This window comes from Marinobacterium aestuariivivens (assembly GCF_042661465.1).
GTDB classification, from domain to species: Bacteria; Pseudomonadota; Gammaproteobacteria; order Pseudomonadales; family Balneatricaceae; genus Marinobacterium_A; species Marinobacterium_A aestuariivivens.
This window is the reverse complement of sequence record NZ_JBHSWE010000001.1, coordinates 1,951,112-1,971,181: the sequence shown is the minus strand read 5'-3', so window position 1 is coordinate 1,971,181 and position 20,070 is coordinate 1,951,112. Positions and strand designations below refer to the sequence as shown.

Genomic DNA, 20,070 nt, shown 5'->3' with positions numbered 1-20,070 from the left:
CATGGCACTGATCAGCTTCGATAATGTCAGCAAGCGTTACCCCAGCGGCCAGGAGGCACTGGGCAATATCTCCTTCACGCTGCGCGAGGGAGAGATGGCGTTTTTGACCGGGCACTCCGGTGCCGGCAAGAGCACCCTGCTGCGCATGATCATGCTGATGGAGCGGCCCTCCCAGGGGCAGGTGGTGGTCGGCGACCAGAATCTGTCGCGGCTGGCGCGACGCGAGCTGCCCTATCACCGTCGCCGCATCGGGGTGGTGTTCCAGAACCATCAGTTGCTGTTCGACCGCAGCGTGTTCGACAACGTGGTGCTGCCGCTGCAGATTTGCGGCTATGACAGGGAAGATGCGGCACGGCGGGTGCGGGCGGCGCTGAACAAGGTCGGTCTGCTGGACAAGGAGCGGCAGAATCCGATCAGCCTCTCCAGTGGCGAGCAGCAGCGGGTCGGTATCGCCCGGGCCATCGTGCACAAGCCCCGGGTGCTGCTGGCCGACGAGCCGACCGGCAACCTCGACCCCCAGCTCTCCGAAGAGATCATGAAGTTGTTCCAGCAGTTCAACCGGGTCGGCACCACGGTGCTGATCGCCAGTCACGACCTGTCGCTGATCGAGCGCATGCGGCACCGGACCCTGGTGCTGCGCAACGGGAGGCTGATCGCCGATGGCCGCGGATAACCGAAGCGAACGCGGCGCCGAGCGCCGGGAAGCTGCAGCGCCCAGGCGGGGCGCCGAACAGCACCGCATCGCGCTGCGCGATCGCAGCCGTAACTGGCGGCGACACCATCTGCTTGAGGCGCGCCAGAGCTGGCAGCGACTCTTCACGACCCCGCTGCCGACCCTGATCACGCTGGCGGTTCTGGCCATCGCTCTGGCGCTGCCGGGCTTCCTGCTCACCGGGCTGAACAACGTTCAGCGCCTCAGCGACGGCTGGGACCATGAGCCGCGGATCAGCCTCTACCTGCGGGCCGATCTCGACGATACCGCGGCCGACCGCTTCAGCCGCGAACTGCTGCTGCGCGACGATCTGGCGGCGGTCGAGCTGGTGAGCCGAGAGCAGGGCCTGCATGAGTTCCGCGAGCTGTCGGGGTTTGGCAATATCGTCGACCTGCTGGAGGAGAATCCCCTGCCGGCGGTGATCCTGGTGCAGCCGGCCGATACCGGACTGGCGGCGCTACCTGTGCTGAAGGCCCAGTTGGAGGCGCTCGACCAGGTGGACGAGGCCGTGCTGGACATGGAGTGGCTGCAGCGACTCAATGCTTTCGTGATGCTGGCCGAACGGGCGGTGCTGGTGCTGGGGCTGCTGCTGGGATTGGCCGTGCTGCTGGTCGTCGGCAATACCATCCGGCTGTCGATCGAGAACCGCCGTGACGAGATCCTCGTCGCCAAGCTGGTGGGGGCACCGATGCCTGGGTGCGCAGGCCCTTCCTCTATAGCGGCGTCTGGTATGGCCTGCTCGGCGCGGTGCTGGCCTGGTGCCTGATTCAGTTCAGTCTGCTGACGCTCAGGGAGCCGGTCACCGAGCTGGCCCGGCTCTACCGCAGCGATTTCGAACCCTCGGGTCTGGGACTGACCGGATCGCTGCTGCTGCTGCTGAGCAGCCTGCTGCTGGGATGGCTCGGCGCCTGGCTGGCGGTGGGTCACCATCTGCGCGAGATCGAGCCGAGCTGACGGAGGGCTCGGATGTAGGGTGGAATGAGTGCCGAAGGCGCGAATTCCACCGGGTGGCGTTCCACCGGGTGGCGTTCCACCGGTGAATCGCATTTCGTTTGGCTGAGTCCGATGTTCGTTTGGCCCCGCCGGTGCTTGATATCAGCGGTGGAATTCGCAGGCTCATTCCACCCTACGGGGGGCATATCGCCGTCATGAACTCTGCACACTTGCGGTTTAGGCTGGTTGCCGTTATTTTTACCGGTCCGCTCGCGGTTTCAATACAGTCGGCCCTGCGGAACTTCGTGTCTGGCGGGCGGTCTTAGGCAGCGGATTCAAACTACAGGCTGAATGTTATCAGTGAGGTCAAACTGAATGGGCAAGAGCTTGCAAGTCGTCGAAACCCTCTCTCCGGGACGCAACCTGGATGCCTACATGCAGTCGGTGAGCTCGATCGCCGTACTGACGGCCGAGGAGGAACGCGAGCTGGCGGACCGCCTTTACTATCAGAACGATCTGGAAGCGGCACGCCGGCTGGTCATGTCCCATCTGCGTTTCGTCGTTCATATTGCCAAGACCTATTCCGGCTACGGGCTGCAGCTGGGTGACCTGATTCAGGAGGGCAACGTCGGCCTGATGAAGGCGGTCAAGCGCTTCGACCCGAACATGGGGGTGCGTCTCGTCTCCTTCGCCGTGCACTGGATCAAGGCCGAGATGCACGAGTTCATCCTGCGCAACTGGCGCATCGTCAAGATCGCCACCACCAAGGCGCAGCGCAAGCTGTTCTTCAATCTGCGCTCGCAGAAAAAGAGCCTGGGCTGGATGACCAACGACGAGGTCAAGGCCGTGGCAGAGGACCTTGGCGTCGAAGCCTCGGTCGTGCGGCAGATGGAAGGCCGTCTGGCGTCCAGCGATACCGCCTTCGATGCGCCCGTGGACGAAGACGAGGAACGGGCCTACCTGGCGCCGGCCAGCTATCTGGAGGACCAGAGCGCGGACCCGGCCATGCAGCTGGAGAATGCCGACTGGGAAGCGCAATCGCAGCAGAAGCTGGTTTCGGCCATGCGGCAGCTCGACGAGCGCAGCCAGGATATTCTGGTACAGCGCTGGCTGCAGGAGGAAAAGGCCACCCTGCACGAACTTGCGGCCAAGTATCAGGTATCCGCCGAGCGCATCCGCCAGCTGGAAAAGAATGCCATGAAGAAGATCAAGGGTTCGCTGCTGCAGGCCTGATCGTCTTCCCTGAACCACAGGACCTGAACAAGGCTGCCTCCGGGCAGCCTTTTCGTTTACAAGGGGTCATCCCGTTGCTCGTCCGTTTCGGATACAATGGGCCTCCATTCCCGGGGGATCCGAGCGCACAGGCGGGTCCGGTTTTTGGTACGAGATGAATACAGCGACCCATCTGCGTCTTGCGGCACTCAGCGGCTTTGTCGCGGTGGCCATCGGAGCCTTTGCGGCCCACGGTCTGAAAGGCCGGCTGCCGCCGGCGATGTTCGATGTGTTGCAGACCGCGGTGCAGTACCAGTTCTATCACAGCCTGGCCTGGCTGCTGGTATTGGTGCTGGCCCTGCGCTCGGCGCCTTCGCTCTGGCTTCGTCTCAGCGCGCGCTGCTTCGGCGCCGGTATCCTGCTGTTCAGCGGCAGCCTCTACGTGCTGGCGCTGGGCGGCATTCACCGGTTCGGTATGGTCACGCCGCTGGGGGCGCCGCTTTCCTGCTGGGCTGGCTGTCGCTGGCGATTGCAGCGGGGTCTCTGGTCTCCCGGCCATCCTCAGACAGCGTCGGTCGTTAAGTACTGGCCGAACAGAAAGATCGGAATTGGATCAATGCGAATTCAGGTAAACGGTGACACCATGGAACTGCGCGATGGCAGCAGCCTCGCGGACCTGGTCGAAAAGCTCGGGCTCGGCGACAAGCGCATCGCTGCCGAGGTCAATCTGGAAATCGTGCCGCGCAGCGAGCACCGCAGCCTGCAGTTGAGCGACGGCGACCGGGTCGAAATCGTGCATGCGATCGGTGGAGGCTGAGGCCGTTACCGGGCAAGTTGACATAACAAAGAATGGTGGAGACGGAATGTCAGAGCAAAAGCGTCATGACCCGCTGATTATCGCGGGCAGGGAATTCAACTCCAGGCTCCTGGTCGGGACCGGCAAATACAGGGATCTGGACGAAACCCGCCGGGCCATCGAGGCCAGCGGAGCCGAGATCGTCACGGTCGCCGTGCGTCGCACCAATATCGGCCAGAATGCCGACGAGCCGAACCTGCTGGAGGCGGTTTCGCCGGAAAAATACACCATCCTGCCGAATACCGCCGGCTGCTATACCGCCGAGGACGCGGTGCGCACCTGCCGTCTGGCGCGGGAGCTGCTCGACGGCCACGATCTGGTGAAACTCGAGGTGCTGGGCGACCAGAAAACCCTGTACCCGAATATCGTCGAGACCCTGAAAGCCACCGAAACCCTGATCAGGGACGGCTTCAAAGTGATGGTCTACACCAACGACGATCCGATCGTGGCGAAACAGCTCGAGGAGATGGGCTGTGTCGCGGTGATGCCGCTCGGCTCGCTGATCGGCTCGGGTCTCGGCATTCTCAATCCGCACAATATCCGCCTGATCATGGAAGCGGCACAGGTGCCGATCCTGGTCGATGCCGGCGTCGGCACCGCGTCCGATGCGGCCATTGCGATGGAGATGGGCTGCGAAGGCGTGCTGATGAATACCGCCATTGCCGCGGCGAAGGATCCGATCCTGATGGCCTCGGCGATGCGCAAGGCGATCGAAGCCGGCCGCGAGGCCTTCCTGGCCGGGCGCATGCCCCGCAAGAAATACGCCAGCGCCTCGTCGCCGCTCGAAGGCACTATTTGAAAAAGCGTGACGCGTGACGCGTGACAGGTTCCCTGAAAACTGCTCCTGCGTTTTCAGGATTCCCGCCGTCCGTGGCGATTACGCGTCACGCGTAACCTGCAACTCGTAACCCTTACACCATGACTGAAGAACAGAAACCGATGCGCCAGGTGCGCAGTTTTGTATTGCGTGCCGGCCGCATGACCGAGGGTCAGCAGCGCGCGCTGGAAGAGGCCTGGCCGCAGATGGGGCTCGAAAAGGCCGATGGCATGATCGACCCGGCCGCGGTGTTCGGGCGAGAGGCGCCGCTGGTGCTGGAGATCGGCTTTGGCATGGGCGATTCCCTGATCCAGATGGCGCGGCAGATGCCGGAGAAAAACTACATCGGCATCGAAGTGCACAAGCCCGGTGTCGGCCGGCTGCTGAACAATGCCCGCAACGAGGGCCTCGGGAATATCCGCGTCTACTGCGACGACGCCGTCGAGGTGCTGGCGCAGTGCATCCCGGATGGCAGCCTCGACTGCCTGCAGCTGTTCTTCCCGGATCCCTGGCACAAGAAGCGTCATCACAAGCGCCGCATCGTGCAGTCGGCCTTCGTCCAGGCCATCCGCCGCAAGCTCAAAGTCGGCGGCCAGTTCCATATGGCCACCGACTGGGAAAACTATGCCGAGCAGATGATGGAAGTCATGAGCGCGGCAGAGGGCTTCCGCAATGCGGCCGGCCCAGGGGCCTACTCGCCGCAACCGGACTTCCGTCCGGTCACCAAGTTCCAGAACCGCGGCGAACGTCTCGGCCACGGCGTCTGGGACCTTATTTTCGAACGCACCGAATAAAGCGCCGGCGCATGGGCTCGCCATGCGCCGGCCCTCGGCTAGAGCCGCTGCCCGTTCGTGGCGGTGGCAAGCCCTGCCCTTGCCCCACAAGTCTCCCCTCAGAGCCCCCAATTCGTTCTCGGCAAGGCGCCGTTTGCAGGGAATAGTGGTTCTCTTGCCAAGGATGGCAACACAGCCGAGGGCGAATTGGGGGCTTCGGGCGAGCCGCCAAGGGGCCATCCGCTGTGTTGCAGTTTCTCGACATAGACCCACTATGCCTTCAAAACTGCGTCGTGCGGCTGACCCCTTGGCGACTCGCTGAGGGGGATTTGTGGGGCAACGGCAGGGCAAGCCCTCCTGAATCCGCCTTTTCCTGACGCCCCCTGTTGACGGCACGCCAGCGCGTGCCATCGTGCTGGCGCCTGTATGCTGCCGCCATCGTCTCGCCTTCGCGTCCAATCCTCGATCTGTCGTTCCGCTCTCCGTCCTCGATTTCTGACCCGTGGCTTTCAGCGGGATATTTTAAACGTATGTATTAAATAGTGTTGCAAATGATAAGTATTATTATTTAGTATCAGCGTTCTACCCAGTCGCCTGTCGGTTCCGCCAGTCGGCTAGACAGGTCACACAGAATACAAATTGAAAGGGAGCTCAGGCATGCCAGGTCAGATAGTCTTCATCGCCCATGTGGTCACGGAGGTGCTCAACGAGGGGTTTCTGCCCGCCGCGCGGGCGCTCGGTCTCGATCCCGTGATCGTCACCGATCTGGCGGCCGAACACCGGCGCCACTTCGCCGAAGAGGACCTGCGAGCCTATCCGGACCTCGTCCTGAGCTGCGATGTATTCAACCCGCTGGCGGTGATCGAGACCCTGCAGGAGGCGGGCATCCGTCCTGCCGCGGTGTTCTCCCACAGCGACCATCTGCAGACCGCGACGGCCCTGGTCGCGCAGTACTTCGGCCTGCCGGGCAAGGACTGGCAGGTGTGCTACCGCGCCAAGAACAAGGCGGCGATGAGGGCGCATCTGGCCGCGATGGGCGGCGAGCCGTTCTGGTATCGCCTGGTGACGGCGCAGGACCAGCTCGATGTACTGCTCGCCGACTGTCCCTGGCCCTGTGTCGTCAAGCCCCGCGAGGGGGTGGCCAGTCTCGATGTCTCCCTGGTCCGTTCGGCGCAGGAGCTGCACGACTGTTGTGAGCGGCTGTGGGCGCGCCAGCCGGGTCAGCCGCTGCTGATCGAGGAGTACCTCGAAGGCCCGCTCTGCACATTGGAGACCCTGGGTGACGGCGAGCGCTTCGAGGTGCTCGGCGGCTTCCGGGTCGAACTGTCGGAACCGCCCCATTTCATCGAACGGGCGGCGCACTGGGGGCTGGAGCTGGGCGAGGGGCAGCTGCAGCAGATGGTCGGCACCCTGCGGGACTTCGGCATCGGTTTCGGTTCCTGCCACAGCGAGTTCGTACTGACCGGGCGCGGCCCCCGGCTGATCGAAATCAACTACCGCACCATCGGTGACGGTCGCGAGTTCCTGCTGGCCGAAACACTGGGGCTGCCGTTGTTTGAGCGCGTGCTGCAACTGCATCTGGGCGAACCACTGCCGGCATTGGCGCTGTCCGATACCCGGCTGTTGATCCACTACGTGCTGGCGACGGAGCCGGGACGGCTGGAGCAGGTGCCGGCCGCCCGTCGTGAGCGCTGGGGACGGGGCTTCGTCGATTTCCAGCCGTTGCGCCGCCAGGGCGACCGGCTGGAGCTCAGCCATTCGAACAAGGACTATCTGGGCGTGATCAGGGCGGCGGGCGAGAGCCTGGCTGAACTGCAGGAGCGGGCGGCTCAACTGCTGCAGGGGCTGCGCTGGGAGGTGCAGGCATGAGCGTTGACGCGACTGGCCGTTACTTCCTGGCGCGGGTGCTGGACGCCCTGTTGCGCGAGGATGTTCAGCAGTTGCTGAGCGACGGAGAGGAACGGGAGACACTGCCGGCCGATGTACCGGCGGCGGAGCGGGACGGCCCCTGGTGGCGGGCCTCCCCGGCGGCAGGCGAGCTCTGGATACCGGTCCGGCCGGCTGAATTCATGCAGCGCTGGCGTTACCGCGAGGGGCCGGTGCTGGCACGGTTGGCGGGCAGCGGCAGCTGGCTGAGCCTCGACGACAGCGCCGCGCTGATCGACTGGCTCGGTCAGGGGCTCGAGCCGGACGAGCGCGAACACTACCGGTGCTTTGCCCGCGAGTGCGAGGACGCCGAGCGCCAGCACCGCGCCTGCCGGCAGGCGCGGCAGGACTACTTCGAGGGGTGCCGTACGGCGCCGCCGGCGCTGGAGCACTGGGCGCAGCGGTTCCTGCACTACGACCGCCTCGCCGCCTATCTCGACCACCCCTACTATCCGACGGCCCGAGCCAAGAGCGGCTTCGACGTCGAGGACCTGACGCGTTACGCACCCGAGTTCGGGCCCCGATTCCGCCTGCGCTGGCTGGCGGTGCCGCGATCGCTGATCCGGGGGCGGATGCCGGTATGCCCGACTGGTGGCCCCGTTTCGAACAGGTCGGGCTGGATCCGGCACTTGCCGACAGCCATGCGCTGGTACCGGTGCACCCCTTCCTCTGGGGCGAACAGCTCGAGGCGATGCTGCGCGACGCCGGGCTCGAGGGGCAGGTGATCGCAGCGCCCCAAGCCTGCGTCGAGGTGATGCCGACGCTGTCGGTGCGCAGCCTGCTGCTGGTCGAGCGGCCCGAAATTCATATCAAGTTGCCGCTGACGATCCGCACCCTGGGCAGCCGCAATATCCGCACCGTCAAGCCGAGCACCATCGGCGACGGCAACCGCGTCCAGCGCCTGCTCGGCGCCATCGCCGAACAGGAACCGCTGCTGCGCGGGCGGCTGCTGCTGACCGACGAGAGTCGCGGGGCCCACGTCGACGGACAAAGCTTCCTCGGCTATATCCTGCGCCGCTACCCGCAGGCGGTGGAGCGGGGCACCCTGGTCTCGGTCGCCGGACTGCTGGCGGACACGCCCTCGGGCGAGTGCCTGTTCGAGGCGCTGGGCAACCGTTTCTACCGGGGCGATGTCCTGGCATTGCTCGAGGACTACCTGGCGCTGACCTTCGCCGTCCATGTGACGCTCTGGCTGCGCTACGGCATCGCGCTGGAGTCGAACCAGCAGAATTCGATGCTGCTGTTCGATGAGGAGGGTGGCGGCCTGCGGCTGCTTCTGAAGGACAACGATGCGCCGCGTATCGATGGCGAGTATCTCGAACGCCGCTGGCCGCTGCTGTACCGCTTCGTCGACGGGCTGGAAGACCCGCGCATCTGCTGCCGCGAGCGGCTGGCGCTGGGGCAGATGTTCGGCACCATCACGCTGCAGCTCAACGTGGCGCCGCTGATCGAGGGGCTGGCGTCACGGGGCTACGGTGCCCGACGCGAGCTCTATGGCCGGGTGGTGCAGGCGCTGGAGCGGAGCCTGGGCGCGCTCGAGGGCGAAGACGACCGCGAGCTGCGCGAGCTGCTGCTGGAGGCGGAGCGGCTCGATGCCAAGTATCTGCTGACCGCCGGCACCCTGCAGAGCAAGGCGCGCTCGGGCGCCGCCGACATCAACAAGCACTACGGCCGCAGCGCCCCCAACTTTCTGCGGGAGGCACTGTGACGGTGCGGCAGCGCCACCCGGTCCGGGTGGTGATGCTGTGCCATTTCATCGCGGCGCTGGCGGCACTGGGCATGCCGCCCTTCTTCGCCACCATCCTGCTCGACGAGTTCGGCTCGGGCCGGACCGAACTGGTGGGCTGGTTCTATGTGCTGCCGACCCTCTGCACCGCCCTGGCCGCGCCCTGGTGGGGGCGCTTCGCCGACCGCTACGGCGCGCGGCCGTCGCTGCTGCGGGCGCAACTGGGGCTGGCGCTCGGCTTCCTGCTGGCCAGCCTGGCGCCGTCGCCGCTCTGGTTCGCGCTGGCGCTGGTGGTGCAGGGGCTGCTCGGCGGCACCTTCGCCGCCTCCAACGCCTACCTGGCGACGCTGACGCAGGGGCAGGGGCTGGCGCGTTCGCTGAATGCGATGCAGGGCTCGGCCCGGGCCGCGCTGGTGGTGGCGCCGGTGCTGTTCGGCTGGCTGATGGCGTGGCTGACGCCTCTGGCACTGTATGGCTATCTGGCACTGCTGCCGCTGCTGGCGGCTTTGCTGCTGCTCCGGCTGCCGGCCCATGGCGCCGGCGCCGCCAGGGTCGCGAAGCCTCCTCGGGAGGCCTGCGAAACCGGAGATCGGGTCGCACCGGCGCTGTTGTTCCTGCTGCAGTTCGGCTTCTCCTTCGCCTGCGTCATCGGCTTCCCCTACTTCATCGCCGATGCCGGGGCGCGTTTCGACGGGCTCGGCCGGGTGCAGCTGGCCTGGCTGTTCAGCCTGCCACACCTGGTCTATCTGCTGCTGGCCCGGCCGCTCGGGCGCTGGTTGCAGGGCTGGTCCACGCTGCGCGCGCTGCAGCTCGCGCTGGCACTGCTGGCGCTCAGTTACTGGGGGCAGTATCAGGCCGACGACGTGACGTCGCTGCTGTTGCTGCGGCTGCTGATGGGGTTTGCCATGACCGCGTCCTTCCTGATGTTGCACCGCCTGATGAGTGCCGCCAGCCAGGTGCGGGCCGGTCACCTGTTCGGCCGCCTCGATGCCGCCTCCAAATGGGCCGGTGTGGGCGCGGGGCTCGGTGCCGGCGTCCTCAGCGGTCTCTGGGGGCTGGCCAGCCCGCTGCTGGCGGCGGCACTGCTGCTGCTGCCGCTCTGTTTCTGCCTGCAAACCGCCATCGTTTCCCATTCATCATCATTGTCTCAGAGGAGCTGAAGATGTCCGCTCAATCACCGGCGCTGGCCTTTCGCCGCCAGCGCCAGAACGACGAGGCCGGTACCCGCTCTATCGTCGCCCTGCTGAACTGTTACTGCCGCGAGGTGGCATCACCCGCCGGCGAGCTGCAACTGGACAGCCCCTTCGGCCAGCGAGCCTGGCCGCTGGCGCTGAAGCATGCACAAGGGTCCCAGGGCAGCCGGGTGTTGCAGATCGAGCTGTCGCGCAGCGGCTATCGTATCCTGATCGCGGTTGCCCGGCCGTCGCCGACACTGAACTTCGACTTCCGTTCACAGCCCTATGGCGGCGGATTCGGCAAGCCCTGGCAGCCGCTGGACTGGCAGGCGCTAGCCCGGCTGCTGCTCAGCGAGCTGGCGGCCCGCTATCGGCAGCCGTTCAACGACGAGCTGCTGGCGCAGATCGGCAACAGCGTGGCGCTGATGGGCGAGTTCATCGCCGGCGCGCCGGCCGCAACGGACTGGGGCCAGGGCGAGGCGGCCTACCTGCGCTCGGAACAGGCGCTGACCTTCGGCCACGCCTTCCATCCGACGCCGAAAAGCCGCGAAGGTATCGATCTGGCATCGATCCGCCGCTATTCGCCGGAACTGGGCGCTGCCTTCCGGCTGCACTATTTCGCCGTGCGCCGCGAGGACCTGCTGCAGCAATCCCATCTGCCGGCGTCAGGCTGCGAGCAGCTCGCGCGGCAACTGCCGGAACTGGCACTGCCGTCCGGCTATCAGGCGTTGCCGGTTCACCTGGCAGGCCGGTCATATCCGTGCGCTGGCGCCGGTCCAGGCGGCGCTGGCCAGCGGCCGCCTGCTCGACCTGGGGCCGGCCGGCGAGGCCTGGTACCCGACCGCCTCGGTGCGCACCCTCTACCAGCCCGGGCGCGACAGCTTCCTGAAATGTTCGCTTCATGTGCGCCTGACCAACTGCGTACGCAAGAATGCCTGGTACGAACTGGAGAGCGCCGTCGGCCTCAGCGGGCTCCTGAGCCAGCACTGTCGCGAACTGACCGAGACCTTCCCGGGCCTGACGCTGATGCCGGAGCCGGCCTTCGTCAGCGTCGATTTTCGCGACCTGGCGCCAGCGCAGCGCATCGAACTGCAGGAGGCCTTCGGCCTGATCCTGCGGCAGAAGCCCCGCTGGGAAGAGGGCGAAACGCCGCTGCTGGCCGGTGCCCTGTTCGGCGACAGCCCGGCCGGCGAGGCGCCGGTGCAGCGGGCGGTGACGCGGCTCGCCGACCGCCGCGGGCTCGGTTATCGCGAAGCGGCGCTGCTCTGGTTCGACGCCTATGTCGAACGGCTGGTCCATCCGGTGCTTTATGCGCTGTGCCGCCTCGGGGTGGTGTTCGAACCGCATCTGCAGAACGTCGTCATCGGCCTGCGGGATGCGCTGCCGGCACGGATCCATATCCGCGACCTCGAGGGAACCAAGCTGGTGCCGGAGCTGTGGCCGGCCGAGCGCCTGACGGGCCTGTCGCCGCGGGCCCGCGAGTCGGTCTGGTACGACGCCGATAAGGCCTGGCAGCGGGTCGCCTACTGCCTGCTGATCAACAACCTGGCCCAGGCGGTGTTCCATATTGCGCGGCAGGACGGCGAACTCGAGCAGGCGCTGTGGCGGCAGTTGGCCGCAGGCCTCGAAGGCTATCAGCGGCGCCACGGCAACGACCGCTCCGCCGGACTGATCGCGCGGGTGCTGGACGGCGAGCCCTGGCCCAACAAGACCAACCTGCTGAACCGGGTACTGAAGCGGGCCGATAGCGGTTCGGAGTACGTGCCGCTGCCCAGCCCCTTTTGCCAATCCTGATCCGGAGGCCAACGATGGAGTTTCGTATTTCCGAAGTGGCGGCGGCCGCCGCCCGATTGCAGCGCGACGGCGACGATCCCGTCTGCGCCTATCTCTATGACCTGCCGGCGCTGCGGCGCCATGTCGACCGTATCGTTTCGTCGCTGCCGGCCAACTGCGAGATGTTCTATGCCGTCAAGGCCAATGCCGAGCGCCCGCTGCTGGCGGCGCTCGCCGGCCGGGTCCAGGGCTTCGAGGTCGCCTCGGGCGGCGAGATCGCCTGGGTCCGGGAACAGTTCCCCGGGGTGCCGCTGCTGTTCGGCGGGCCGGGCAAACTGGATGCCGAGCTGCGGCTGGCGCTGGAGCAGGGCGTCGAGCTGATCCACGTCGAGAGTCTCGGCGAGCTGCGGCGCCTGGCCCGGCTGCTGGAGCAGAGCGGCTGTGCCCAGCCGATCCTGCTGCGCATGAACCTGGTGCCGCCGAGCCTGCCGCGCACGACGCTGACCATGGGCGGCGGGCCGACGCCGTTCGGCATCGATCCTGTCGACCTGCCGGCCTGTCTCGACCTGATCGCCAGCCAGCCCCGGCTCGAACTGCGCGGTTTCCATTTCCACCTGGTTTCGCACCAGCTCGATGCCACGGCGCACCTGGCGTTGCTGGCGGACTATTTCGCCCAGCTGCGCGCCTGGCAGGAGGAATTCGGGCTCGCCTGCGAGGAGGTCAACGTCGGCGGCGGCATCGGCATCAACTATCGCGAACCGGAGCGCCAGTTCGACTGGGACGCTTTCAGTCGCGGACTCGGCGAGCTCATCGAGCGCGAGGGTCTGCAGCAATTGCGCGTGCGCTTCGAGTGCGGCCGCTACCTGACCGCCCCCTGCGGCTACTACCTGATGGAGGTGCTGGATCTGAAACGCAATCACGGCCACTGGTTCGCGGTCTGCCGCGGCGGCACCCACCATTTCCGCACGCCGGCGGCGCAGGGGCACAGCCATCCCTTCGTCCGGCTGCCCGGTCGCGGCGGCACAACGGTGCGCAATGCCAGCATCAGCGTCGTCGGTCAGCTCTGTACGCCGAAGGACGTGCTGGCGCGGGACGTCGAGGTCGACGAGATCGCCGTCGGCGACCGTCTGCTGTTCAGCCTTGCCGGCGCCTATGCCTGGAACATCTCCCATCAGCAGTTCCTGCGCCACCCGGCGCCGCTGCTGCACTTCCTCGACGACGGGGAGGCCGGCTGATGCTGCAACACAATCCGCTCAAGCGCAGGCTGGCGGCCGGTGGCAGCGTCTGCGGTATGCTCAACTCGGTGCCGAGCCCCTGGCTGGTCGAGATGCTCGGTTACGCCGGCTACGACTTCGTGATCCTCGACCTGGAGCATCTCAGCGTCAATCCCGAGTCGCTCGAGCACATGATCAGGGCCGCCGAAAGCGCCGGCATCGCACCGCTGGTGCGGGTGCCGGGCATCGACCCGGCGGCGATCCAGCGGGTGCTCGACGCCGGGGCCCTCGGGGTCGTGGTGCCCCGGGTCGAAAGCGCCGACGAGGCCCGGGCGGTGGTGGCCGCGGCGCGTTACCATCCGCTGGGCCGGCGCGGCATCACCGGCGGCCGCACCACCGGTTTCGGCACCCTGGCGCTGGGCGACTACCTGGCGCGGGCCAACGGCGAAATCCTGGTGGTGCTGATGATCGAGTCGCAGCGGGGTGTCGACAATCTCGACGAGATCCTGCAGGTGCCGGGGCTGGACTGGATCCTCGAGGGGGCGATGGACCTGGCCCACTCCCTCGGGGTGGCGCCGGATCACCAGCATCCGCAGGTCCAGCAGGCGATTGCCACCACGGCTAGCAAGACCCGCGAGGCGGGTCTGCAGTTCTGTGCCATACCGCGGGTCGAGGGGCAGTTCGAGCGCTGGCGCGACGAGGGCGTTTCGACCTTCCTGCTCGGCGAGGACCGCGGCATCCTGTTTCGCCGGTTGCAAGCCTACCGGCGTGGCTTCGCATTCGATGGGAGCAGGGATTAATTAACCAATCTAAATGCAAACCATTATTGTTCGTCTTATAATGCCGGTCAAAACGTGCAGAACAGAGGATGGTTATGAAACTGCGAAGCCTGATGGCCTTGTTGGCAGGCGCCTTGGCGGCAACGCTTCAGGCGGCGCCGGTACCGGCTCCGCTGCAGCTGACCGATGACCGCGGCACCCGCATCGAGCAACGGGCACCCGAGCGGGTAGCGGCGATATCGACCTTCGCGGCCGACAGCCTGGTGGCGCTGGGAGTCAAACCGGTGGGGGCCTCGACCTTCGGCGACCGGCCCGTGCCGGATTTTCTGGGGCCGGTCATGGACGGCGTGCCGAGCCTGGGCCAGCGTGCCGGCACCAATCTGGAGCTGCTGTCGGAGCTGCAGCCGGAGCTGATCCTGGCGATCCGGCGCTATACCGAACCCCATGCCCGCCAGTTCGAAGCCATAGCGCCCTTCTATGCCTTCGATGTGATCAGCTATGCTGACAGCCTGCGTGCCGTGGCCGGCATCGGTGCCGCACTTGGCAAGGCGCAGGAAGGGGAAAAGCTGAACAATGCCTTCGAGGCGAAGGTGGCCGATTACGGTGCCCGCGCGCCCGGGGGTATCAGCGCGGTGCTGCTGGCCGGCAGCGGTGAAGCCCCCTTCGCCTACTACAATCACTTTCTCAGTGCCGGCCTGCTCGGTCGGCTCAGGGCCACCAATGCCCCGGGACCGTCGCCGACGCCGGAGCAGCCCATTCCCTTTGGCTACCAGATCAGTCTCGAGCAACTGCTGGTCCTGGATCCCGATGTCATCTTCCTGTTCGCTTCCAGTACCCGCCATGCCTATGCCGACAATCCGATCTGGCCTCATCTCAAGGCGGTACGCGAAGGCCGTGTCTACGAGGTGGGCCTGCACTGGAAGGAGGGCGGTGGGCCGATCGCGCGCAACCTGATCCTGGAAGAGATGGCCTGGCGGCTCTATCCCGACCGCTTCGAGCGACCCGAAGTGCCGGACAGCATTGCCAGTCGTCCATTCCAGTAAGCCGACGGGGGCCCCTATGTTTAACGCAAGCAGCCCGCGGCTGGCGTTTGCCGCTTGGCTGGGCGGTCTGCTGTTGCTGGCAGCGCTGGCCGCAACCGGCTATGCGGCACTGGTCGCCGGCACCGTGCCAATCGGGGCCGATGATATCCGCGAGGCGCTCGGCGGCCGGCGCGACGGCATCGCAGCCATCCTGGTCTGGGAGCTGCGCCTGCCACGCTTTCTCGCCGGTCTGCTTGTCGGTGCCAGTCTCGCAGTCGCCGGCCAGTTGATGCAGACAGTGACCCGCAACCCGCTGGCCTCCCCGGGCATCACCGGTGTGGTGGCGGGGGCCTCGTTGGCCGTGGTGCTGGTGCAGGTCTGTTTCAATGTCGAGGCTGGCTGGCTGCCCGGTTTCGGCCTGCTGGGCGGTACAGCGGCGGCATTGCTGACGTTCGTGCTGGCCGCCCAGGGCGGCTTCACACCATTGCGACTGGCACTGGCCGGTATTGCCGTGACTGCCATGGCCTCGGCACTGGCAACGGCCTTTCTGCTGTTTTCCGGCGCCCAGGCCCAGCAGCTCTATCTATGGCTGGCGGGCGGCCTGCTCGGTCGTGGCTGGAGCCACGTCGAATTGATTCTGCCCTGGGCGACGACAGGCCTGGCGCTGGCGCTGCTCGGCGCCCGCTACCTGAATCTGCTGCAGCTCGAGGACGAGGTGGCCCGCACCCTCGGCGGCCAGGTGCGGCTGTGGCGTCTGGGCTTTGTCTCGATCGCCGTGGCACTGACTGCGGCCGCTGTGGCGGTGGCCGGTCCCGTTGGCTTTATCGGCCTGGTGGCGCCCCATCTGGTACGCCTGTTGTTGGGCAGCGACCAGCGCCTGACCTTGCCTGCGGTGGCACTGGCGGGGGCTCTGCTGGTAACGCTTGGCGATCTGCTGGCCCGTACCCTTATGGCGCCTGCCGAACTGCCGCTGGGCATCTTCACGGCTTTGCTCGGCGGCCCGCTGTTTATCGGGCTGATACGCGGGAGGGCGCTCTGATGCAGGCTTCAAACGCAACCGCCCAGGGCGTGGCGCCTCGCCCGCTGCCACTGCCGCGGGCAAACCGGCTGTTCGGGCTTGCGGCGCTGTTGCTGATGCTGGTCCTCGGGGCGGCGCTGGCGAACCTGCTGTTCGGCGCCGCGACGCTGTCGCCGCAGCGGGTCTGGCTGGCGCTGACCGGCAGCGGCGATGCGGTCGCCCGGGACATCGTCTGGAACCTGCGCCTGCCGCGACTGCTGGTCGGCGCGCTGGCAGGCGTGCACTTCGCCATCGCCGGCTCGCTGCTGCAGGCGGTGATGCGCAATCCGCTGGCCGACGCCGGGGTACTGGGCATCAACGGCGGTGCCAGTCTCGCCGCCGTCGTCGCCTTCGCCGCGGCCGAGCGCCTGGCGGGCGATGGCAATCCCTATCTCAGCGGAGCCCTGGAGCTGCACTGGCTGCCGCTGGTCGCCTGTGGCGGCGGTATCCTGGCGGCGACCGTCGTCTACCGGCTGAGCTGGAATAGGGGCGTCACGCCGGTTCGGCTGGTGCTCTGCGGCATCGCGGTGGCCAGCATTCTCGGGGCGCTGGTGACCGGCGTGCTCGCCGGCTGGGCCCAGGTCAATACCGAGACGGTGCTGGTCTGGCTGGCCGGCAGCCTGTTCGGCCGCGATTGGGAGCACCTCGTCGCGCTGCTGCCCTGGACCCTCTCGGCCCTGTTGCTGCTGCCGCTGCTGCTGCATGGCGGCAACCTGCTGCAGCTGGGCGACGACGTGGCCGCCACCCTGGGGCTGAGGGTCGAGCTGTGGCGTTTCGGTCTGCTGCTGGTCGCGGTGCTGTTCGCCGCCAGCGCCGTCGGCGTGGTCGGGCCGGTCGGTTTCGTCGGCCTGATCGTCGCCCATATCGCCCGCCTGTCCGCCGGGCCCGATCTGCGCCGGCAGTTGCTGCTCTGCCCGCTGTACGGCGTGCTGCTGGTGACGGCGTCGGACTTGCTCGGACGGCTGGTGCTGGTGCCGGCCGAGATTCCTATCGGGGTGATCACCTCGCTGCTCGGCGTGCCCTTCTTTATCTACCTGCTGGCGCGCAAGCGCTGAGGCCACCCATTCAGGAGAGACTATGTTATCGGCACAGCAACTGCGATTGGGCTACGGCGACAAGGTCATAGTGCCGCAGCTGAGTCTGGAGCTCGAGAGCTCCCGTATCCACTGCCTCATCGGCCCGAACGGCTGCGGCAAGAGCACCCTGCTGCGTGCGCTGGCGGGCCTGCTGCGGCCGCGACAGGGACAGGTGCTGCTCGACGGCCGGGCGGTGAATCGCTGGGGGCGCCGCGAGCTGGCGCAGCGGCTGGCGATGCTGCCGCAGCATCCGAGCGCGCCCGAGGGGCTGACGGTCGAGCAACTGGTGCGCTATGGCCGCTTTCCCCATCAAGGGCTGTTCGGCCAGCTCGGCGACCAGGATCGCAAGGTGGTGCGCTGGGCGATCCGGGTGACGGGCCTGGCCGGCTACGAGACGCGGCCGCTGTCGGCGCTGTCGGGCGGCGAGCGCCAGCGCGCCTGGATCGCGCTGTCGCTGGCCCAGCAGGCGTCGATTCTGATCCTCGACGAACCCACCACCTATCTCGACCTCGGGCACCAGCTCGAAGTGCTGGAGCTGCTCGAGGAACTCAACCGGCAGCAGGGGCTGACCGTGATCATGTCGCTGCACGACCTCAATCAGGCGGCGCGCTACGGCCACCGCCTGGTCGCGATGCGCAGCGGCCGGCTCGAGCAGGCCGGCGAGCCGGGCGAGGTGCTGACCGAAACCCTGCTGGCGGAGGTGTTCCGGGTACGGGCCCGGGTCTCGGCCGATACCGCCTCCGGCAAACCGCAATTCGTGCCGCTGTCGTCGATGGTAGTGCCGATTCTGTAAATTCGCTTGAATCGGAAATAAAGATACAGATACAATTGCGAACCGTTATCATTACAATTAACTATTATCGCAATTGGAGAACTCGATGAACCCTTCGTCTTTCGGACAGGCGCCGGCCCGCACACTGCCGTTCCGGAACAAGCTCGTCGTGGCGGTCAGCCTGGCCACGGCGTCGCTCAGTCCCCTGGCACTGGCGCAACAGGCCGCGGAGCTGGAAACACTGCAGGTGGAGGGTGACTGGATCGGCAATCCGACCGGGGAAGAGGTCAAGGTCTATCCGGGTTCCCGTACCCTCATCGAGTCGCAGCAGCTACAGGAAAGCGGAGCGCTGAACCTCGAGGACGCGATCCGTTCGGCGCCGGGCGTGCAGATCCTCGACGAGACCGGAACCGGTATCCTGCCGAACATCGGCCTGCGCGGCCTCAACCCGCTGCGCAGCGAGCGGCTGCAGATGCTGGTGGACGGCTATCCGATCGCGATCGGGCCCTACAGCAACGTCGGCGTGTCGCTGTTCCCGGTGACGCTGCCGAGCGTCGATACCATCGATATCGTCCGTGGCGGCGCGGCCGTGCACTACGGTCCCAACAACGTCGGCGGCGTGATGAACTTCCACACCAAACCGATTCCGGGCCAGACCGAACAGACGCTGCAGCAGCGGCTGACGATCGCCGAGGAAACCGGCAACGTCTTCAGCGACACCTATTACCGCATCGGCGGCTTCGTCAACGACGACCTGGCGTTGCAGTTCCAGGCCAATATCCAGCGCGGTGACGGCTTCCGCGACCACTCCGATACCGAGGTCGACAACTTCATCGTCGATGCCGAGTACTTCATCGACGAGCGCAACGAACTCGATGCCAGTCTGCAGTACTATGATGTCGACGCCGAGCTGCCGGGCGCCCTGAGCCCGAATGCCTACGAGCAGGACCGCACCCAATCGCAGCGTCCGCTCGATGGCTACGAGGCCGACATGGTGCGCGGCACCCTGGGCTGGACCTTCCGTCCTACCGACGATGTCGAGTTCGAATGGCGCAATTTCGCCCACCGTGCGGATCGCACCTTTTTCTTCGGCCAGGATCTGGTCAGCGGCGGCCACTGGGCCGACCCGGATGCAGATGCCAGCCATGTCGCCGATTCGCCGCGGATTTTCAATGTCTGGGGCACCGAGCCGCGGCTGACGGTCCGCGAGGGCATCCATACGCTGACCCTCGGCGCGCGCTATATCAGCGAAGAGGTCGATTTCGACGTCAATCGCGAGGAGCTGTCCAGTGGCAGCTACGCCAGGGTACGGGAGTGGGACTCGGAAACCGATGCGGTGGCGCTGTATGCCAGCGATACGCTGAGCCTGCTCGACGGCCGGCTGGAAATCACGCCGGGGATTCGTTTCGAGGATGTCGAAATGAATTTCCGCGATGCCCTTAACGACAGCCGCTCGACCAACAGCCCCGACAAGTGGCTGCCGGGCCTGACCGTTGGCCTGCAGGCGACCGGTGACATTTTCCTGTTCGCCAATGCCCAGAAGTCGCTGGTACCGGTGCAGATCGCGCAGATCGCGCGGGGCGAGGCGGTGGCCAACGAAACCGCCTGGAACTACGAGCTGGGTGCCCGCTGGCAGGCCACGCCGGCGCTGGCCACCACGGCGACCCTGTACCAGATCGATTACAAGGATCAGATCCAGTTCAACAAGGCAGCCAGTCGCTTCGAGAACCTGGGTGACACGCGCCATGAGGGCATCGAGCTGGAAGCCGACTGGCAGGCCGGCGAGCAGCTTGAATTCGGCCTGGGTTACACCTACCTGGATACCGAGCAGCGCAGTGGCGACAACGGGGGCAACGAACTGCCGAACGCGCCGCAGCATCGCTTCAGCGCCGAAGCCCGTTACCGCCTGCAGCAGTGGAGCGCCAACCTGAACGTCAACTACGTCAGCGACAGCTTCAGCGATGCCGCCAACACCGACGACGAAACCGCCAATGGCAGTGCCGGCAAGCTGCCGTCCTATACCCTGGTCAATGCCCGCATCGGTCGCGATATCGCGGTTGGCAGCGGTGACAACCTCAACCTGGGACTGGCGGCGACCAACCTGCTGGACGAGGATTACTATTTCCGCGGTGCCGATGTCAGCCCGGTCGGACGTGTGCCGGCACCGGGACGTGCCTTCATCGTCGAAGCCCGCCTGGACTTCTGATCAGCGGCGATACCCGCCCGGGTATCGCCCCCGGATTCGGG

The 20,070-nt window shown here is 66.4% G+C and carries 19 protein-coding genes and 1 pseudogene; all 20 read left to right on the top strand.

The window, feature by feature from the left end; translation table 11 throughout:
• Nucleotide 1: 1 nt before the first annotated feature.
• The 20 genes and pseudogenes from ftsE to ACFQDL_RS10185 all read left to right on the top strand — a co-directional run bounded on the left by ftsE (nt 2) and on the right by ACFQDL_RS10185 (nt 20,029).
• Entirely contained in the window at nt 2-673 is a 672-nt protein-coding gene (gene ftsE / locus ACFQDL_RS10280) for a cell division ATP-binding protein FtsE (RefSeq protein WP_379908930.1), read from the top strand.
• Nucleotides 660-1,478 (top strand): cell division protein FtsX, encoded by an 819-nt coding sequence (locus ACFQDL_RS10275; protein WP_379908929.1) that lies wholly within the window; start codon nt 660-662, stop codon nt 1,476-1,478. The genes ftsE and ACFQDL_RS10275 overlap by 14 nt, the downstream gene beginning before the upstream one ends.
• Complete coding sequence (locus ACFQDL_RS10270) at nt 1,409-1,666, top strand: hypothetical protein (protein WP_379908928.1); 258 nt, start codon at nt 1,409-1,411, stop codon at nt 1,664-1,666. The genes ACFQDL_RS10275 and ACFQDL_RS10270 overlap by 70 nt, the downstream gene beginning before the upstream one ends.
• Nucleotides 1,667-2,020: 354 nt before the next feature.
• On the top strand, nt 2,021-2,878 hold the full coding sequence (rpoH, locus tag ACFQDL_RS10265; protein ID WP_379908927.1) for an RNA polymerase sigma factor RpoH: 858 nt from the start codon (nt 2,021-2,023) through the stop codon (nt 2,876-2,878).
• A gap of 154 nt (nt 2,879-3,032) precedes the next feature.
• A complete protein-coding gene (gene thiS / locus ACFQDL_RS10260) occupies nt 3,033-3,674 on the top strand; it encodes a sulfur carrier protein ThiS (RefSeq protein WP_379908926.1) in 642 nt (213 codons plus the stop codon).
• 46 nt (nt 3,675-3,720) lie between these two features.
• The gene (locus ACFQDL_RS10255; RefSeq protein WP_379908925.1) at nt 3,721-4,512 is read left to right on the top strand and encodes a thiazole synthase; all 792 of its coding nucleotides are present in this window, start codon (nt 3,721-3,723) and stop codon (nt 4,510-4,512) included.
• A 119-nt stretch (nt 4,513-4,631) separates the two neighbouring features.
• Nucleotides 4,632-5,324: a tRNA (guanosine(46)-N7)-methyltransferase TrmB gene (gene trmB, locus ACFQDL_RS10250; protein ID WP_379908924.1), complete on the top strand. Its 693-nt coding sequence runs from the start codon at nt 4,632-4,634 to the stop codon at nt 5,322-5,324.
• Nucleotides 5,325-5,960: 636 nt separating this feature from the next.
• Nucleotides 5,961-7,172 carry an ATP-grasp domain-containing protein gene (locus ACFQDL_RS10245; RefSeq protein ID WP_379908923.1) on the top strand — a complete coding sequence of 404 codons (1,212 nt, stop codon included), beginning with the start codon at nt 5,961-5,963 and terminating at the stop codon, nt 7,170-7,172.
• Entirely contained in the window at nt 7,169-7,954 is a 786-nt protein-coding gene (locus tag ACFQDL_RS10240; protein ID WP_379908922.1) for an IucA/IucC family protein, read from the top strand. Before ACFQDL_RS10245 ends, ACFQDL_RS10240 begins: the two co-directional genes overlap by 4 nt.
• A complete protein-coding gene (locus ACFQDL_RS10235) occupies nt 7,885-8,937 on the top strand; it encodes an IucA/IucC family protein (RefSeq protein WP_379912999.1) in 1,053 nt (350 codons plus the stop codon). Before ACFQDL_RS10240 ends, ACFQDL_RS10235 begins: the two co-directional genes overlap by 70 nt.
• Nucleotides 8,934-10,115: an MFS transporter gene (locus ACFQDL_RS10230; RefSeq protein ID WP_379908921.1), complete on the top strand. Its 1,182-nt coding sequence runs from the start codon at nt 8,934-8,936 to the stop codon at nt 10,113-10,115. The genes ACFQDL_RS10235 and ACFQDL_RS10230 overlap by 4 nt, the downstream gene beginning before the upstream one ends.
• 2 nt (nt 10,116-10,117) lie before the next feature.
• Nucleotides 10,118-10,810: pseudogene (locus ACFQDL_RS10225) on the top strand (IucA/IucC family protein); the annotation flags it as partial.
• Nucleotides 10,710-11,924 carry an IucA/IucC family protein gene (locus ACFQDL_RS10220; RefSeq protein ID WP_379912997.1) on the top strand — a complete coding sequence of 405 codons (1,215 nt, stop codon included), beginning with the start codon at nt 10,710-10,712 and terminating at the stop codon, nt 11,922-11,924. The pseudogene ACFQDL_RS10225 and the gene ACFQDL_RS10220, both read left to right, overlap by 101 nt.
• Nucleotides 11,925-11,938: 14 nt before the next feature.
• Nucleotides 11,939-13,138, top strand: a complete 1,200-nt coding sequence (locus ACFQDL_RS10215) for a type III PLP-dependent enzyme (protein WP_379908920.1) — start codon at nt 11,939-11,941, stop codon at nt 13,136-13,138.
• Nucleotides 13,138-13,917, top strand: a complete 780-nt coding sequence (locus tag ACFQDL_RS10210) for an HpcH/HpaI aldolase family protein (protein WP_379908919.1) — start codon at nt 13,138-13,140, stop codon at nt 13,915-13,917. Before ACFQDL_RS10215 ends, ACFQDL_RS10210 begins: the two co-directional genes overlap by 1 nt.
• Before the next feature lie 74 nt (nt 13,918-13,991).
• Nucleotides 13,992-14,939 carry an ABC transporter substrate-binding protein gene (locus tag ACFQDL_RS10205; RefSeq protein ID WP_379908918.1) on the top strand — a complete coding sequence of 316 codons (948 nt, stop codon included), beginning with the start codon at nt 13,992-13,994 and terminating at the stop codon, nt 14,937-14,939.
• Nucleotides 14,940-14,955: 16 nt separating this feature from the next.
• Nucleotides 14,956-15,957: a FecCD family ABC transporter permease gene (locus tag ACFQDL_RS10200; protein ID WP_379908917.1), complete on the top strand. Its 1,002-nt coding sequence runs from the start codon at nt 14,956-14,958 to the stop codon at nt 15,955-15,957.
• The gene (locus ACFQDL_RS10195) at nt 15,957-17,030 is read left to right on the top strand and encodes a FecCD family ABC transporter permease (RefSeq protein WP_379908916.1); all 1,074 of its coding nucleotides are present in this window, start codon (nt 15,957-15,959) and stop codon (nt 17,028-17,030) included. The genes ACFQDL_RS10200 and ACFQDL_RS10195 overlap by 1 nt, the downstream gene beginning before the upstream one ends.
• 22 nt (nt 17,031-17,052) lie before the next feature.
• Nucleotides 17,053-17,844, top strand: coding sequence for an ABC transporter ATP-binding protein (locus tag ACFQDL_RS10190; protein ID WP_379908915.1), 792 nt, complete (start codon nt 17,053-17,055; stop codon nt 17,842-17,844).
• A gap of 85 nt (nt 17,845-17,929) precedes the next feature.
• Entirely contained in the window at nt 17,930-20,029 is a 2,100-nt protein-coding gene (locus tag ACFQDL_RS10185; RefSeq protein ID WP_379908914.1) for a TonB-dependent receptor family protein, read from the top strand.
• The last annotated feature ends 41 nt before the right edge of the window (nt 20,030-20,070 follow it).